This is a genomic window from Streptacidiphilus melanogenes (assembly GCF_000787835.1).
GTDB classification, from domain to species: domain Bacteria; phylum Actinomycetota; class Actinomycetes; order Streptomycetales; family Streptomycetaceae; genus Streptacidiphilus; species Streptacidiphilus melanogenes.
In genome coordinates this window covers 23,685-37,937 of sequence record NZ_BBPP01000058.1, presented here as the reverse complement: position 1 = coordinate 37,937, position 14,253 = coordinate 23,685, and the positions used below count along the sequence as shown (strand labels likewise).

The 14,253-nt window shown below is 68.4% G+C and carries 17 protein-coding genes; 7 read left to right on the top strand and 10 right to left on the bottom strand.

Annotation, left to right across the window (positions count from 1 at the left end):
* On the bottom strand, positions 1 to 1,048 hold a 1,048-nt coding region (locus TR49_RS35860), incomplete at its 3' end, for a hypothetical protein (protein ID WP_042389792.1).
* A 197-nt stretch (positions 1,049 to 1,245) separates the two neighbouring features.
* Complete coding sequence (locus tag TR49_RS35855; RefSeq protein ID WP_042389791.1) at positions 1,246 to 1,539, bottom strand: DUF4190 domain-containing protein; 294 nt, start codon at positions 1,537 to 1,539, stop codon at positions 1,246 to 1,248.
* 422 nt (positions 1,540 to 1,961) lie between these two features.
* Between TR49_RS35855 and TR49_RS42130 the strand changes: the two genes are divergently transcribed.
* The 4 genes from TR49_RS42130 to TR49_RS35835 are packed head-to-tail and all read left to right on the top strand — an operon-like array spanning position 1,962 to position 5,823.
* On the top strand, positions 1,962 to 2,624 hold the full coding sequence (locus TR49_RS42130; RefSeq protein WP_084725772.1) for a flavoprotein: 663 nt from the start codon (positions 1,962 to 1,964) through the stop codon (positions 2,622 to 2,624).
* On the top strand, positions 2,551 to 3,264 hold the full coding sequence (locus tag TR49_RS35845; RefSeq protein ID WP_042389787.1) for a hypothetical protein: 714 nt from the start codon (positions 2,551 to 2,553) through the stop codon (positions 3,262 to 3,264). Before TR49_RS42130 ends, TR49_RS35845 begins: the two co-directional genes overlap by 74 nt.
* Positions 3,265 to 3,316: 52 nt before the next feature.
* Positions 3,317 to 4,963 (top strand): radical SAM protein, encoded by a 1,647-nt coding sequence (locus tag TR49_RS44860; protein WP_042389785.1) that lies wholly within the window; start codon positions 3,317 to 3,319, stop codon positions 4,961 to 4,963.
* Positions 4,960 to 5,823 carry a lysophospholipid acyltransferase family protein gene (locus TR49_RS35835; protein ID WP_152627638.1) on the top strand — a complete coding sequence of 288 codons (864 nt, stop codon included), beginning with the start codon at positions 4,960 to 4,962 and terminating at the stop codon, positions 5,821 to 5,823. Before TR49_RS44860 ends, TR49_RS35835 begins: the two co-directional genes overlap by 4 nt.
* A gap of 253 nt (positions 5,824 to 6,076) precedes the next feature.
* Here TR49_RS35835 and TR49_RS35830 read toward each other — a convergent pair whose 3' ends face one another.
* From TR49_RS35830 to TR49_RS46530, 4 genes are read right to left on the bottom strand one after another with little or no spacing between them, the layout of a single operon-like run.
* Positions 6,077 to 6,499 carry a peptidoglycan-binding domain-containing protein gene (locus tag TR49_RS35830; protein ID WP_052434923.1) on the bottom strand — a complete coding sequence of 141 codons (423 nt, stop codon included), beginning with the start codon at positions 6,497 to 6,499 and terminating at the stop codon, positions 6,077 to 6,079.
* A gap of 44 nt (positions 6,500 to 6,543) precedes the next feature.
* A complete protein-coding gene (locus TR49_RS35825; RefSeq protein ID WP_042389782.1) occupies positions 6,544 to 6,939 on the bottom strand; it encodes a peptidoglycan-binding domain-containing protein in 396 nt (131 codons plus the stop codon).
* A gap of 27 nt (positions 6,940 to 6,966) precedes the next feature.
* Entirely contained in the window at positions 6,967 to 7,386 is a 420-nt protein-coding gene (locus tag TR49_RS35820; protein ID WP_042389781.1) for a peptidoglycan-binding domain-containing protein, read from the bottom strand.
* Between the two features lie 43 nt (positions 7,387 to 7,429).
* Positions 7,430 to 7,918 carry a peptidoglycan-binding domain-containing protein gene (locus TR49_RS46530; protein WP_201776275.1) on the bottom strand — a complete coding sequence of 163 codons (489 nt, stop codon included), beginning with the start codon at positions 7,916 to 7,918 and terminating at the stop codon, positions 7,430 to 7,432.
* A gap of 353 nt (positions 7,919 to 8,271) precedes the next feature.
* Here TR49_RS46530 and TR49_RS45110 point away from each other — a divergent pair, with 353 nt between their 5' ends.
* Positions 8,272 to 8,688 (top strand): peptidoglycan-binding domain-containing protein, encoded by a 417-nt coding sequence (locus TR49_RS45110; RefSeq protein ID WP_236653683.1) that lies wholly within the window; start codon positions 8,272 to 8,274, stop codon positions 8,686 to 8,688.
* A gap of 24 nt (positions 8,689 to 8,712) precedes the next feature.
* Here the strand turns inward: TR49_RS45110 and TR49_RS35805 are convergent, their stop codons facing one another.
* Positions 8,713 to 10,038 (bottom strand): Tim44 domain-containing protein, encoded by a 1,326-nt coding sequence (locus TR49_RS35805; RefSeq protein WP_084725771.1) that lies wholly within the window; start codon positions 10,036 to 10,038, stop codon positions 8,713 to 8,715.
* A 170-nt stretch (positions 10,039 to 10,208) separates the two neighbouring features.
* On the opposite strand from TR49_RS35805, the gene TR49_RS35800 reads away from it, so the two are divergent.
* Positions 10,209 to 10,442: an Ig-like domain repeat protein gene (locus tag TR49_RS35800; RefSeq protein ID WP_042389774.1), complete on the top strand. Its 234-nt coding sequence runs from the start codon at positions 10,209 to 10,211 to the stop codon at positions 10,440 to 10,442.
* A gap of 20 nt (positions 10,443 to 10,462) precedes the next feature.
* Here the strand turns inward: TR49_RS35800 and TR49_RS35795 are convergent, their stop codons facing one another.
* On the bottom strand, positions 10,463 to 11,056 hold the full coding sequence (locus tag TR49_RS35795; RefSeq protein ID WP_042389772.1) for a TetR/AcrR family transcriptional regulator: 594 nt from the start codon (positions 11,054 to 11,056) through the stop codon (positions 10,463 to 10,465).
* A gap of 107 nt (positions 11,057 to 11,163) precedes the next feature.
* Here TR49_RS35795 and TR49_RS35790 point away from each other — a divergent pair, with 107 nt between their 5' ends.
* The gene (locus tag TR49_RS35790; protein ID WP_042389770.1) at positions 11,164 to 12,387 is read left to right on the top strand and encodes an alpha/beta hydrolase family protein; all 1,224 of its coding nucleotides are present in this window, start codon (positions 11,164 to 11,166) and stop codon (positions 12,385 to 12,387) included.
* An 81-nt stretch (positions 12,388 to 12,468) separates the two neighbouring features.
* On the opposite strand, the gene TR49_RS35785 is transcribed toward TR49_RS35790, so the two are convergent.
* Positions 12,469 to 13,392, bottom strand: a complete 924-nt coding sequence (locus tag TR49_RS35785; protein WP_042389768.1) for a TauD/TfdA dioxygenase family protein — start codon at positions 13,390 to 13,392, stop codon at positions 12,469 to 12,471.
* Between the two features lie 117 nt (positions 13,393 to 13,509).
* Positions 13,510 to 14,052 carry a TetR/AcrR family transcriptional regulator gene (locus tag TR49_RS35780; RefSeq protein WP_236653681.1) on the bottom strand — a complete coding sequence of 181 codons (543 nt, stop codon included), beginning with the start codon at positions 14,050 to 14,052 and terminating at the stop codon, positions 13,510 to 13,512.
* Positions 14,053 to 14,253: the final 201 nt, after the last annotated feature.

Here is a 14,253-nt window from a genome sequence, read left to right as displayed (position 1 = left end):
CGGCGATCCGGCCGTGCACCACCGTCGGCAGGTAGCCGGACAGGCGCGCGACCGGGATCTTCACCTCGAAGGACGCCTGCCAGGTCCAGACCGGTACGACGTAGGAACCGCCCTCCTGCCGGATCACGCCGTTGACGGCGACGATGTGCTCGCCCTCCGGCGACGGGCGGCCCCAGATCGGGGCCGGCGCGGTCGGCGGGTTCGCGAAGACGGACGAGGCCTGCTTGGACGCCCGGTGCCAGTCGCCGTAGCTGCGGATGAGCCCGTAGGCGTAAGGCTTCTCACCCGTCAGCTGGGCGTTGATCGCGTCGACGGTCGGCTGCGGGTTGTTGGCGGGGAGCTTCGTGATGGTGGCGGTGGGTGCGCCGGCCACCTGGAGCATGAGCGTCTTGAGCCCGTCGGAGTCGAGCCCGAGGTCGCCCTCGTCGCTGAAGGCCGATTCGCTCATGCGGACGTCCAAGACCACCTGGAGCTCCCCGGTTGGCCGGAGCCGTATCCGCAGGACCCGCCTGCGTTCGGCGTAGTCGAAGCCCAGCACCCACTCGGACCCGGGCGTGACGACCGTGACGGCGGCGTGGTCGAGGTCGATGCCGAAGCCCGCGACGTTCTTCAACATCCAGTCTTTGATGCCGAGTTCAAACCTGAGGTCGGTGTCGATCCGCCCCGCTTGGAGGGTGGTGACGTGCTTGGGTTCGATGGTGAAGAGGTCCAGGTACGGATCCTTCACGTTGAAGAGCTTGGCGATCTCCTCGGAGAACAGCTTCTGCGCCTGGTACATGTACGGCGAGCGGACCTTCAGCAGCTTGCCCAGGCTGCGGGCGAGCAGGAAGTCCAAGTCGTACACCGGGTCGAACACCTCCAAGGGAGCGTCAAGCTTCACCTGATCGAGCTTCGCGTTGCGCTTCTTCAGCAACTTGTCCAGCAGCACCCCCGGACCGCCGGTCTTGATGCCGTTGAAGTCGTCGCCGGCGAAGACGGCCTGCATCAGCTGCACGAACCGGTCCAGGTCGTAAGTGGCGACGGCCGCCTTGGCCTGCGTTTTGTTCATGGTGGTTCCCCCCACTCTCGGCGTCCGCCGACAGCGGACCGCAGGCCGCGAGTCTGACGAATCGCAGGCGCTGCCGGTAGACCGATTACGGCCATCATTGACCCTTTGTAGTAAGGGAGTTGACGACCACATGGGCGTCGTTCCGCTGCTCGGCGAGGAGCGCGTCGATCTCGATCGGGCAGCTTTGCGGACCGGGGTCAGGGGTGGACGACGACTGAGCCCGAGACGGTATGGCCAGAGGCCGCCAACAAGACGATCACCGCGAGCCCGGAGGCGATCACCCACAGGCCGGATATCGCGATGCCGGTCCACGCGAGGGCCTTGCCGCGCATGCCCTCGCGCGCGATCTGCCTCAAAGCCACAACCCCCGATACCGCACCAACGATCGCGCCGGGGAGCCCGAAGAGTGACGCGACAGCGGACACGACGGCCGCCACGCAGACGGGGCGGTTGGCTTGCTGCGCCATGTCGGGCACATATGGCTGGGTCATTGCTGTTCCCGGTGGTAGAGCGGGCTGAGTTGCCGCCGAGCGATGATGGCTCGGCAGGTGCGCAGCCTAGGGATCGTGGTGACTGTGGGCAAGGGCCCGACCAAAGTGTGGCCAGGACCGAAGTGTGGCCAGGTCAGGGGCGGATTTGCAGGCCGTTTGCCGATGGCTCTGCGGAGCCGCGCTGAGCTGTGCGTTCATGGGAGGTCGGGATGGAGTCCGGCCGGCTGGTCCCTCACCGGGCCGGACCTTCGGGCCATTCCGGCCCGCTCAGGATTGCGTTGGCTGCGTTGCTCAGCAGGAACGTACTCAGGCGCGGCGTCGGCCCTCGGTCACACCTCGAGCGCTGCCGTTCGGGTGATCTTTCCCGCTGAACGGCACGGCTCGGGTAGGGGGTTGCCTTCTCTCGGTATCTACTGGCTGGCATGGGTGAGTTCGCAGCAGGAATGGGCCCTCCCTTTGTCGAACGGGCACGGCAGGAAGGCCTGACCGTCGTCATCGGTGCCGGTTCGGTGGCGGCGGCGAACCTGGGCGGACTGGCCTACGAGCTCGGCAGGGCCCAACCTGGTCCGCTCGTGGTGATCCTCACCGAGGCGGCTGAGCGGTTCGTGACCCCAACTGCGGTGCGGCACCTGGGGCAATGCCCGGTGCTGGGGGAGGAGACCACGGCTCAGTCCCTTGAACCGCTCCACGTGTGGCTCACCGACGTCGCGAGTCGGCTGCTCGTCTACCCCGCCTCGGCCGGATTCCTGGCGCGTACCGCAGCGGGAATGGCAACCGACCTGGCATCCACCACCCTGCTCTGTGCGACCGGCATCCCCACGCTGATGGTGCCCTCGATGCACCCGCGCATGTGGGCCAACGGCCTGGTCCAGCAGAACGTACAGCGCCTGCGCGAGGCGGGCATCAGCGTTCTGGGTTCTCCCAACGGCATGGCGCCTCCCGTCGAAGCCGTGGTGTCAGCGTTGTCCGGCCTGTCCACAGGGCCGGAAATCCAATCAGGAAGGCAAGGGCATGACCACGACGGGCGCGAACGCGACCAACGTCATCCAGATCATCGTCTACGTGCCGGTGAACATTCCCGATGACCAGCGCTCCACGTTCGAACAGAAGGTCGGAGACTTCCTCTTCGGCTCGGACCGGGTGCGTCCCGAACTGCGGGAGGATCTGGAGGCCGCCGGCGTGGACTTCAACCACCTCGCCCTGCTGTCGCAGAAGCCGGCGATCGGATTGTGTCCGTCGCCCGGGGCGCTGGAGTTCGTTCCGAGCGAGCGCGTGGCCGAGGTCTGCAAACGCCATGGGATCGACCTGACCTCGGGCGGGTCTGTCCAGGTCGGCTTCAAGTACAACGTCTACGACAACGATCGGAAAGCTCCGGCGGATGCGCTGGAGATCATGCTCAAGCTGCCCCGCGCCGTCTACCAGGAGGCGTCGGACTCCGCCGAACTCGTCGCGGACGTCGTCCAAGCCCTCTTCGGTGACTGCCAGTTGGCCGCGCCGGCTCAGGCGTATCTGCGCGCTCACGGCATCGACCTGACGGAGATCGCGGCGCGCAACGTGGATCGTCTGGGTGGGGCGGACGTCCCGTTCACCTCGCGCGTGAGTCCGGAGGTCCACAGCTACCTGTCGGAACGCGGATTCAACCTCGACCAGATGGGCCGGTTCGACGTGAACGCCGTCGCCGTGGTCAACGCCGGAGTCACCTGGACCAAGGCAACCTGCTGCTGAAACCCAAGGCCCGGCCTGTCAGTTCGCGTGACCGTCGACGAGGAGCAGCCGAATGAAATTCAGCGTCGCACCCCTTCCCGACTGGGCGGAGGTGGACGGTGACGACCTGATCCAGGTCGCCCGACATCACCGGATCCCCGCAGGGGGCAACGACGTTCTCATCGTGCCGGACGGGCGGCCCGGGTGGATGCGTTGCCCCGCGTCCATCGACGTTCTGCTGGACGCGCTCGACGGCACCGACGTCACCGATCTCACGACGTGGAGCGGTTTCGCAGACGTCGCCGACACGGTGCGCGCGCTGTACGACAACGGTCTGCTGTTCATCGGCGGTCGCACCGGATTGCGCACCGTGCCCACGCCCCGCAGCGCCGACGCGCAGGAGCCGCCGACGGCGCTGCTCCTCAAGCTCACCGGCGCGTGCGACATGGCCTGCAGTTACTGCTACGACTACGACGCACGGCGATGGCCCGGTCGGATGGACTCCGACATCGCCCGACGGCTCATCAAGGAGAGTCTGCAGCCTGGTCGGCGCCTGATGCTGATGTTCCACGGCGGAGAGCCTCTGCTGCGGTTCGCGCAGATCCGCGAACTCGTCGACTTCGCGAACCGGACCGCTGCCGACGCGGGTGCGTCGGTGGACTTCACCATCCAGACCAACGGGCTCCACTTCAGTGAGCCCGTAGTCGACTTCCTGCGCACGCACCGCTTCTCGGTCGGGGTCTCCCTCGACGGGCCCAGGGAGATCCACGACCGGGATCGTGTCGACCACGGCGGCCGTGGCACGTTCGACCGGATCGCTGAGAACTTCCGTCTCTTCCCTGACTTCATGCGTCAGGAGGTCGGCTACATCAGCGTCGTCGGACCCACTGCCGACGCCGATCAGCTGCACGCCACCTGGCGCTTCTTCCAAGAACTGGGTGTGCTCACCTGGAAGCTCCTGCCCGCGGATGCCGAGGGCAGAGCGGCCGAAAAGCCGGAGACCGCGCAGTTTCGCAGGGTCTTCGTCGAGTTCCTCGCCGATCGGCTCGAGGCGGTGCTGGAAGGGGAGTTGGAGCGGCCGTATCTCACCAACCTCGTGCAGCTGATCGAACCCTTCCTCTCCCTGGAACGCCCCAACATGTGCATGAAGATGCCCTGCGGCGCGTCCGGCGACCTTCTCGTGCTCGATGCCGTGGGCTCGGTACGGGCGTGTGACTCCAGCAGTCACCCCGCATTCCAGCTTCTGACCCGGGACGCCGTACTTCCGCCACCCGGCCGGAGCGCGCTGCCACTTGTCGGCGCTGCCGCCGGTGGGACTGAGAAGGTCGACGAGGTCCGGGAGGTCCTGGAGGTCCGGGAGGTCCAGGAGGCACAGAAGGTCGAGGAGGGTCCGGCGTCGGCGGACAGCCTGATCACCCGCAGCCGTGCGTCCACATCCGCCCGGGCGCTCCGTGCACGCGAACGGTGGCTCGTCAGCGAGGCGCCCTGTGCGTCGTGTCCGTGGCTGCACCAGTGCGCGGGCACGTGCCCGGCGCGGGCCATGATCAACAACGGCTCGCTGTTCTCGATCGACGACCTGGAGTGCGCCACGCGACTCGCGCTCTTCCCGCGCATTCTGGAGGATGTCTCCCTCCCCGGATCACGACTGCGTCAGTACCACGACCTGGCCAAGCAGCGCGCCGGCGCAGCGCTGGCGGCCGCGGCGGCCCCACCTCGATGACCATCCGTGTGGAGGGCTCCAACTGGGACGTCGACGTGCTGCGGGCGCTCACCGAGTGCCCACCACCCGCAGCCGGCCCGGCAGAACGCCACCTGTACGTCCTCCGGCTGCTCGTCGACGTCATCGGGGCCGACGTGAAGGTCTTCCTGCGCCGTCACGGCAGCAAGTACGCCGCACGGTGGCGCGGTTCGTCGGACCCGATCACGGCGCTGGTCAGCTGGATGGCCGAGTACTTCCTCCAGCTGCACGACTTCATGCGGGCCGGACCGCGAGCGGTCCCGACCTGGTCGGACGCCGTCCGAGAGGCGCGTGCCCTCGGGGACTCGGTGCGGCTGCTCATGGGGATGCAGCTCGGCTACACGCTCCTGCTGCCGCTGATCGTGGAGGAGGCGACGGGCAGACCCGCGTACCCCGTCGTGCACGACCAGAATCCGCTGGTGCTCGAGATGTATCGGGAGCGGCTGCGACTGGGCAGACCCCTGATCCTGACGGAACTGGGCTCCGCCGACATCCGACGGTGGCTCGACTCGGACGGCATCGTGATGGTGAACGTCGACACGAGCTACCCCGGCACACGGCAGGCACGGCACCTGCCCTTTCTTGACGGTCGCCTGACCATCCCCATCGGTCTGCTCTCCCTTGCCGTCAGGAGGTCCTTCGACGTCAGGGCGATCGCCGCTCCTGGCGCGTGCGGGCGAGTGTCGCTCGAAATGAGCCCCCAACTGCCGGGCGAGACCGAGCAGGCGCTGTGCGGGTTCGGCGCCTGCTTCGAACGCTGGGTGGGTGAACACCCCGAGCAGTGGATGGCTTGGGGCAGCCTCCAGGAGGTGCCGGCCCGCGGCCAGGGTCCTGTCCGATGACAGCTCCGGTGCGGACCGATTTCCGGGAAGCGCGGACTGATCTGGGCGAGCCTCATGACCCACGGGTTCTGGGGGCCGATTCGGAGTTGGCATCTCAATGTGGCCCGCGTGGCACGTTGCTGCGGTCCACGCAGGAGACTCCCCTCACTTGGGGAGGAGGAACCCCGAACCGGCCTCCCAGGGATGGCAACCACCAGGTCGCAGCACCCGGCGAACAGGCCGGTTGGGCGCGGTGATGGAGCGCTACCAGCCGTCAGTAGTTGGAGGGGAGGTATCCGTAGCAGTAGGACGTGTTCGGCTGGGAGTCGCCCCCGTCGTAGTAGGGGTTGCCGAACTCGATCAGGTACTGGCCGGTGTCCTTGCCGACGATGCCGTCCTGGGCCATGACCCCGACGTCGGGCATGCTGAACAGGTACTGGAACTCCTCGACGGCCGCCTTGGTCTTGGGGCCCCACACACCGTCCTCGCTGAGGGCCGGGTAGTTGACCCCGTGGTGGCTGAACGCCCAGTTGAGGGAGTCCTGTACGCACCACACCGCATGGGAGTTGTTGGCGTAGCCGTCGCCGATGTATCCGGCGCCGGTGTTGGCGAAGGCGCTGGTCGACGTGCCCGCGAGCACGGCGCATGTCAGGGCGGCCGCCCCGAGCGCCTTGGTGATGATGCTCTTCCTGCTCATGATGGGACCTTCTTCTCTGTGAATTCGGACTCCGGCCGGGCTGGTTACTCGAACAGGCCGGAATCGCTGGGTACGTAGGTGAAGCAGTAGCCGCTCGTCCCGCCGTAGTAGGCGTCGCCGCGGTAGAGGATGTTGTCGCCGGTGAACGGGCCGACGACGCCGTCCGGTTGCACGTGGACGAGGGACTGGAACCACTGGACCTGGTCCTTGGTGCGGGGTCCCCAGACGCCGTCCTCGGCGATGGTCGCCCGGTTGTTCTGCCGGGCCACGTCGTTGATCAGGTGCTGGACGCACCACACGCCGTGGGTGTTGTTGGGCTGGTTGTCGCCGATGTAGTCCGCGGTGTCGGAGGCGCTGGCCGGGCCGGCGAGGGTGAGCAGGGCCGCGCTGGCGACGGTCAACGCCACCGCAATGCCGCGGCCGAAGGTCTGCGTGTTCAAGAGTCTCTCCTTGCGCACGATGGGTGCTCAGGGACCGTAGGTGGTGGGGATGTACTGCCAGCAGTAGGCGTCGTAGCTGCCGACGTAGTACGGGTCGCCATCCCCGATGATCATGTCTCCCGTGAGGGGGCCGACGATGCCGTCGGTCTTCAGCTTCTGGCCGTCGACATAGGCGTTGGACTGGATGTACTCGACGGCCGCCTTGGTCTTCGGGCCCCAGATGCCGTCCTCCGCCACCTGCGCGGGGTGGTTGGGGTCCGTGGTGATGGACAGGAAGTGGTTGATGTTGTGCTGAACGCACCACACGGCGTGCGTGTTGTTGGCGTAGCTGTCGCCGAGGGTGGGGGCGTTGGGGGTGGCGCTGGCGGGCCCCGCCAGGGTGAAGAGGGCGGCGCCGGCGACCGCGGTCGCGGTGGCGGCCTTGGCGATGCGCGAGGTGAGGCTCACGGAGGGTTCCCTTCCAGGGTCGGTCTCGGGGGTCGGTTCGTGGTCACTGAGCCGCGGTGGGAGCGGCTGCTGAGACGGCGGGGCTGTTCGCGTCGCCGGGGATGTAGTGGTAGCAGTACGAGTTGTTGCCGCCGTTGTAGTAGCCGTCACCACCCCACAGGAGCCAGGACCCGGTCTGCGGGCCGACGATGCCGTCGGCCTTCACACCCCAGCCGGCCATCTCCTTCTGGAAGAACTCGACGGCGGCCTCGGTCTGCGGGCCCCACTGGGAGTCCTGCGAGATGTCGGTGCAGTTCGGTGAATTGACACGGCTTCGAATCGCGGCGACGGGCTTCGCGCTCTCAGCGCCGGCGACAGGAAACTGCGAGCCGCTGCCGACGCGAGTCGGGAGCGGGAATCGGTTTCGCAGAGGGCCGCTGGTGATCAGGACTGTTCCACTGATCGGTCGACGCCTGCAAGCCGTTGCGGCATCCCATGGGTCCCAGCTCTCGGCGTGGGACGGCTGGGACGCAGTTGACCTGCATGGACGCAAGTCCTGAACTCATCGGGACGTGGACTCCCGGTGCCGCATGCACGTTGAAGGGCGCGCAACGCCCGGGATCGCACGGGCCGTCTCACAAGACCGCGGACGTCTCCGTTCGTTTCACGGCTGCAGTTGGAACGGGCAGGTCGCAGGCGTGAGTCGCGTCCCAGAGCGGCTGAGACACCGGCGGTGGGCCCGAAGGACGCACCTCGGTGTGACACCTTTGTGAAAGCCGGACGAGGCCTGCTCCCGGATCGCCCTGAGTCGGGGTGCTCGGCATGCGGGAATCACCTCCGCGCCCGTCCCCCTTCTCCTGGGACGCGGGCGCGTCACCGAGAAGATGAATGGACCGAGGAATGCTCATGCGTCTCACATCACGCGTCGGAATCACCATGGGCGCCGCTGCGCTGGCGCTCGCCGCGTCGGCCGTCGGTGCCCACGCTTCGACCACTGCCTCCTGGATCGGCGACGGCTACCCCAACAACACGCACGGCGTGTGGTGCGTGCAACACAGCCTCAACTACTTCCAGCGCACCGTCGGCCCGGCAATGAAGTACCAGATCCCGGTCATTGCGGAGGACGGCATCTGGGGGCCGCAGACCAAGCGGGCGGTGGTGCTGTTCCAGGAAGACATGGCGGTCGGAAACCTGCAGGCGGACGGGGTGGTCGGTCCGAAGACGGGTGACGCTCTCATCGAGACGGGTGACCAGTACTACAACGGCTACAACGGCGAATACGCCACCGGTTACTGTGCGGACTACGTCCCCACCGAGTTCTGAGACCGTTCTCCTGCAGGGCTGCGCCTACTCCGCGGCGGCGGCGATCACGGTCCAGGCCCTGGTCGACGTGTCGTCGAGCCGCAGGTCGAAGGTGAAGGTGATCGGCCTGCGCTTGCGTGCGTCACCACGGAGCACCTGCTCGCTGCGGCGGTCGACCTCGTAGTAGACGCCCTCCGCGGCGACCGCGACGCGGAAGACCACCGGGTCGCGCGAGACCAGCGAGCTCACCTTGACCGACGTGATGACGGCGTCACGCATGACGGTGCGGTTGGCCGTGCGCACGGCCGTGAAGTCGAGGCTGCCGTCGTTCATGACCCACTCCTCGAGGAACCGCTCGACGGCGACCTCGAGAACCGACTTGTCGAACCGGCCGTCGAGCACGCTCAGATCGCCGACGGCGGTGTCCGCGTCCGTGCTCCACGAGATGTTGGTGAGGGAGAGGATGTCGCTCACCCCCTTGACCGCGGTCCTTCCGGCCACCTCGAGCACCGCGTCCCGGGCGACCTCCTTCTGGTCCCAGCCGTCCGTCTCGATGGCGTTGGTCAGGTGGTGTGCGCCCTCGGCCGCTTGCTCGATCGAGGACACGATCCACTCGCCGGCCCCGCTCTTGCGCAGCGTCCAGTACTCGACGGGGCGCGTCGAGCCGTCCTTGCGCAGGGCGTCCCCGCCGTAGCTGCGGCGTACGTAGTCGTTGAGCGTCGCGGTGATCCGGAAGGTGACGGTGTCGTTCACCTCGCCCGCGCGATTTGCGAGGTCGACCAACTCGACCACGGGGCCCGAGACGATCTCCACGACGTTGACCTCGCCGCGTGACTCGTAGTCGCGCAGCTCGTCGGCCCATTTGCCGTAGAGCACCGGGGAAAGGATCTGCCGCAGCGTGGCGTGGTCGCGTTGTGTCCAGGCGCGCTGGGCCGTCTGGTACAGCCAGACGGTACGACTCTCGAGCGCGGCGCGGTCGAAGGTGGCATCGGTGTCGGCGAGGGCGTCGACCCGGGCCCCGACCTGGGCGGCGCGCTCGCTCGCTTGCGCGTCCGAACGGTGCGCCGTGCGGTCCGACACCGTGTTCAGGCCGCCTGCCTGCCCCGCCTTCCGGAGCCGGGACCTGAGCCACAGGATCAGCAGGAGCACTGCCACGATCAGCAGCAGGGTGAAGATGCCACCGCCACCGGCTGCGAGGCCCGCTCCGAAGCCGCCGCCGAAACCGTGGCTGAAGCCGCCTCCGAACCCGCCGCCGCTCGACCCGTGGAAGCCACCGCCATGGCTGCCCCCGCCACTGAACCCGTGGCTCCCGCTCCCGCCGCGGGCATACGCGACCGTCGGGCTGCTCAGCGCGACGACTCCAGCAACCACACTTATCAACCGACGGGCGCGCACCGGGCTCTCCCCCCAAGAATCTGAGATGTTCCACGCCAGCCTACAAGCCGCCCGACGACGGCGACGATGGGCCGACCAGGGCGGGGATCCTGAACTCGCATGACGCCGAGGCCGCCCCGTCGGCGGGCCGTTCCGTCTGCCCCGCTGTGGGCCCCACGATCAGGCCCACCGGCACGGTCACCTTCGCGGACACCACCACCGGCAGGACCCTCGGCACGGGACGCCTGTCCGTCGGCCTCGGCAACTGCGCCGCCGCGGGCCTGGTCACCGCCTTCCGGACCACCGGCCCGCACACCGTCACCGCGGTCTACGGCGGCGACAGCGTCTACCTGGGCGACAGTGCCGACCCCGAGAGCACCATCGTGACGGTGAACCCCTGAGGGCTCCCGCGGCGCACAGCTCAGGCTGGGCCTGCCTCACTTCGGTGGCTGAGCAGTCTGTCGACAAGGAGTGCGGGGTAGCCGTCGGCCGGGGGGTCGATGCCGAAGATCGCCCGGATGTAGAACGGCGCGACGAGGTGGTCGAGGATCTGATCCAGGGGCGGTGGGTTCTCGCCTCGGGCCGTGGCTCTCTCGCGGATCTGCTCGATGGAGCGCATCCGGCGCTGGAAGTGCTGTGCGCGTTCGGACTGGGCCTGGGCGCTGTTCGGCATCGAGAGGACGACGGCGCGCACGAGGGCGCGGCCTTCGGGGGTGCGGATGCCGGCGGCGCTGGCTTCGGCCCAGGCGAGGAGGTCGCCGCGCAGGGTGCCGGTGTCGTTCAAGGGTGAGTCGCGTTCGAGGCGGGTGGTCACCGTGTCGGCCAGGAGCGCGTCGAGGCTGCCCCAACGCCGGTAGACGCTGGTGTGGTTGACGCCGGCGCGTTGGGCGATCGCGGGGATGTTGAGGTCCTCGCCCTCGGGCTCGGAGAGCAGGTCGATCACCGCCTGGTGGACGGCAGCGCGGACCTGGTCGGGGCTCCTGCGGATGCGTGCAGACGGTTGCTTCTGAGTCATGCCCCCATCGTAAGCACAGATATTTGCTTCTGGTGCCCGCGGGGCCTACAGTTCAACTCGTAAGCACAAATCTGTGCTTACGAGTTGAGGGGCAAGGAGAGTGTTCGATGAAGCAGCTGCTGTTCCCGAACAACATCCAGTTCTGGTACGAGACCCTGCGGTCGATGAGTCACATCGCCTACGGCGGTGCGGACTTCGGCGAGGTGGTCGCCACGGCTGAGCGGATCACCGAGGGCGACTACGACAGCTGGTACGTCGAGTGGCTGGCCACCGCGGACCGGGTGTCCCGTGAGGCCGAGAAGGCGCTGGCGGCCGGCCACCGGGTGAGCGCCCGGGACGGGTTCCTGCGGGCGTCGAACTACTACCGGTCCGCGGAGTTCTTCCTGCACGGTCACCCCTGCGACCCCCGCCACGACCACGCCTACGACCGCTCCGTGCAGTGCTTCGAGGCTGCCGCGGCCCTGTACACCACCCCGCGCATCGAGCCGGTCCGCATCCCGTACCAGGGCACCACCCTGCCGGGCTACCTCTACCGGGCCGACGACTCCGGGACGCCGCGGCCGACGCTGATCATGCACAACGGCTTCGACGGCACCGCCGAGGAGCTGCACTTCTTCGGCGCGATGGCCGGAGTCGAGCGCGGCTACACCGTGCTGGTCTTCGACGGCCCCGGCATGCCCGGACCTCGGCACCACGAGGGCCTGGTCTTCCGCCCGGACTGGGAGAACGTCATCACGCCCGTGATCGACTTCGCCGAAACCCTGCCCGAGGTCGACAACAGCCGTATCGCACTCCTCGGGATCAGCATGGGCGGCATCCTCGCCCCCCGCGCAGCCGCCTTCGAACACCGCCTGGCCGCCCTCATAGCCGTCGACGGGCTCTACGACCTCGGCCAGACCGCCGTCCGCAACATCCCCGGGGGCCGCCTGGCAGCGGAACGGCTTCTGCGCGCGGACTCGGCCCCCGAACTGGACGCCGCCCTCGACCAGATCATGAGCAGGGACCCGATCGCCCGCTGGGCGATCAACCACGGCATGTACGTCATGGGCGTCGACACCCCCAGGGCCTTCAACGCCTCCTACCTCGACTACACCCTGGCCGACGGCGTGGCCGAGCAGATCCAGTGCCCCACCCTCGTCTGCGAGGCCGCCGAGGACATGTTCTTCGACGGCCAGCCCCAGCAGCTCTACGACCACCTGACCTGCCCCAGGACCCTGATGGTGTTCACCTCGGAGGAGGGAGCGGGCGCCCACTGCCACCCTGGGGCCATGCGCCTGTCCCAGGCCCGCATCTACGACTGGCTCGACGAGACACTCAAGACGACTGCGTGACAGGGCAGTTCGACTGTGCATCCGCCGACGGACGGCCGGACTGCCTGGGGTTGCCGGACGGCGGTTGACGGTCGGCGTGGGTCAGGACAGCGGGACGCCGGCGATCGCGATGCGCTCCATCACGCGTCGGGACGGGTAGTAGTCGCTGACGGCGTAGTGCTGGGTGGCGATGTTGTCCCAGATCGCGATCGAGTCCGGCTGCCACCGGAAGCGCACCTGGAACTCCGGAATCCGCGCCTGCAGGCCCAGCATGTGGAGCAGTTCCCGGCTCTCGTGCTCCGGAAGTCCGGCGATGCGCGTGGTGAACGGCTCGTTCACGTAGAGGGTCCGGCGACCCGTGCGCGGGTGCCGCACCACGACCGGGTGCTCGACCGGTGGCAGTGAGCCGCGCAGCGCCGCGATCTGTTCCTCCGTCATGAAGGAGCCCCAGGTGGGCACCCAGTCGTGCACCGCGGTGAGCCCCTCGACGCGCTGCTTCAACTCCTCGCTGAGGTTGTCGTAGGCCGCGCCCATGTCGGCCCACATGGTGTCGCCGCCCGACGGTGGCACCTCGACGGCACGAAGCACCGAGCCCAAGGCGGGCGCGGCCATGAAGGAGTGGTCGCTGTGCCAGATGTTCTCCTGGCCCACGGCGGTGGCGTCCTTGGCCAGCCGGGAGACCCCGACGGCGTCGCCCTTCGGGAAGAACGGGTTCGGCTCGGGCGTGCCCCACACCGCAGCCAGCGCGTGGTGCGCCGCGGTGTCCAGGCCGTGCTGGTCGCGGAAGAAGATCACCTTCCACTCCAGCAGGGCCTGCCGCAGCTCCGCGGCGAGTTCCTCGCCGATCGGCCGGGACAGGTCCACGCCGGTGAGTTCGGCCCCGATGTGCGGCGTCATGGGGGTGATCTCCACGGACCGGTAGGTCGTCGGCGGCGTGCCCGGCGCGGTGCGCTCCAGCACCCTGCGACCGAAGTGGATCAGCGGCTTGCCGAGGATCGGTTGCGAGGTGGGCGGCGCCGTTGTCATGCGGTCCTCCGGGGGTCGATCGGAAAATCGTTACCGGAAGTGTCGATATTCAGGCGCGCGGCCGCAAGAGGCGAGGAGGAAGAATTTGCTGTGACCCGGCCCCGGTCCCCGGTGGGTTCAGGGGGCGATGGCGACCGCGCGCGCGACCAGGTCGACGATGTCGTCCACGAAGCGCGCGTCGGGCCGCTCGCGCTCGGCCACGATCCGATGGATCAACGGCGCTGCCACAAGCGTGGCCGCCGACCGGATGTCGACGTCCGGCCGCACCTCGCCGCGGGCGATCCCGCGCTCGAGGATGCGCCGGGTCTGGCCCATGACCCGGTTGGTGTAGTCGGCGTACTGCTCGCGAACGGCCCCTGGCTCTCCGGCCGCCGCCATCATGCCGACGAGCAACCGGTCCGTCCCCGGCAGCTCGTAGGCCGCCAAGCGCGCGGTGAGCACCTCGCGCAGCTCGGCACGGAAGTCGCCCAGGTCCGGAACGAACAGCTCGCCGACGCGGCTCTCGGCCGCCGCGATGATTAGATCCTGCTTGGTGGGCCAGCGGCGGTAGATCGCGGGCTTGCTCACCCCGGCCCGGTTCGCCACGGCGTCCATGGTGAGCGCATCCATCCCGTTCTCGACCACGAGGTCGATGACCGCGCTCAGGACGGCGCTCGTCACCCGCTCCTCACGCGGGCGCCCCGGCCCTCGCTCCGCCCTGCCCGCCGCGCGCCGTTCGACCATGGACCGAGCATACGATCTGCCACGGGTGCGCCCGCCGCCAACGCCTTCGGCGGCACCCCGCGCTGTGCGGGCTCCACAGCACGGCAGTGGAGCCGGGCGCGTGGCAAGCCGTCGCCCCGGTGCCATCCCTTCCGGAGC

Coding starts and splice junctions, on each gene's coding strand:
- TR49_RS35855 (WP_042389791.1), bottom strand. CDS start 1,539: ATGACCCAGCCATATGTGCCCGACATGGCGCAGCAAGCCAACCGCCCC.
- TR49_RS42130 (WP_084725772.1), top strand. CDS start 1,962: ATGGGTGAGTTCGCAGCAGGAATGGGCCCTCCCTTTGTCGAACGGGCA.
- TR49_RS35845 (WP_042389787.1), top strand. CDS start 2,551: ATGACCACGACGGGCGCGAACGCGACCAACGTCATCCAGATCATCGTC.
- TR49_RS44860 (WP_042389785.1), top strand. CDS start 3,317: ATGAAATTCAGCGTCGCACCCCTTCCCGACTGGGCGGAGGTGGACGGT.
- TR49_RS35835 (WP_152627638.1), top strand. CDS start 4,960: ATGACCATCCGTGTGGAGGGCTCCAACTGGGACGTCGACGTGCTGCGG.
- TR49_RS35830 (WP_052434923.1), bottom strand. CDS start 6,499: ATGAGCAGGAAGAGCATCATCACCAAGGCGCTCGGGGCGGCCGCCCTG.
- TR49_RS45110 (WP_236653683.1), top strand. CDS start 8,272: ATGCGTCTCACATCACGCGTCGGAATCACCATGGGCGCCGCTGCGCTG.
- TR49_RS35795 (WP_042389772.1), bottom strand. CDS start 11,056: ATGACTCAGAAGCAACCGTCTGCACGCATCCGCAGGAGCCCCGACCAG.
- TR49_RS35790 (WP_042389770.1), top strand. CDS start 11,164: ATGAAGCAGCTGCTGTTCCCGAACAACATCCAGTTCTGGTACGAGACC.
- TR49_RS35785 (WP_042389768.1), bottom strand. CDS start 13,392: ATGACAACGGCGCCGCCCACCTCGCAACCGATCCTCGGCAAGCCGCTG.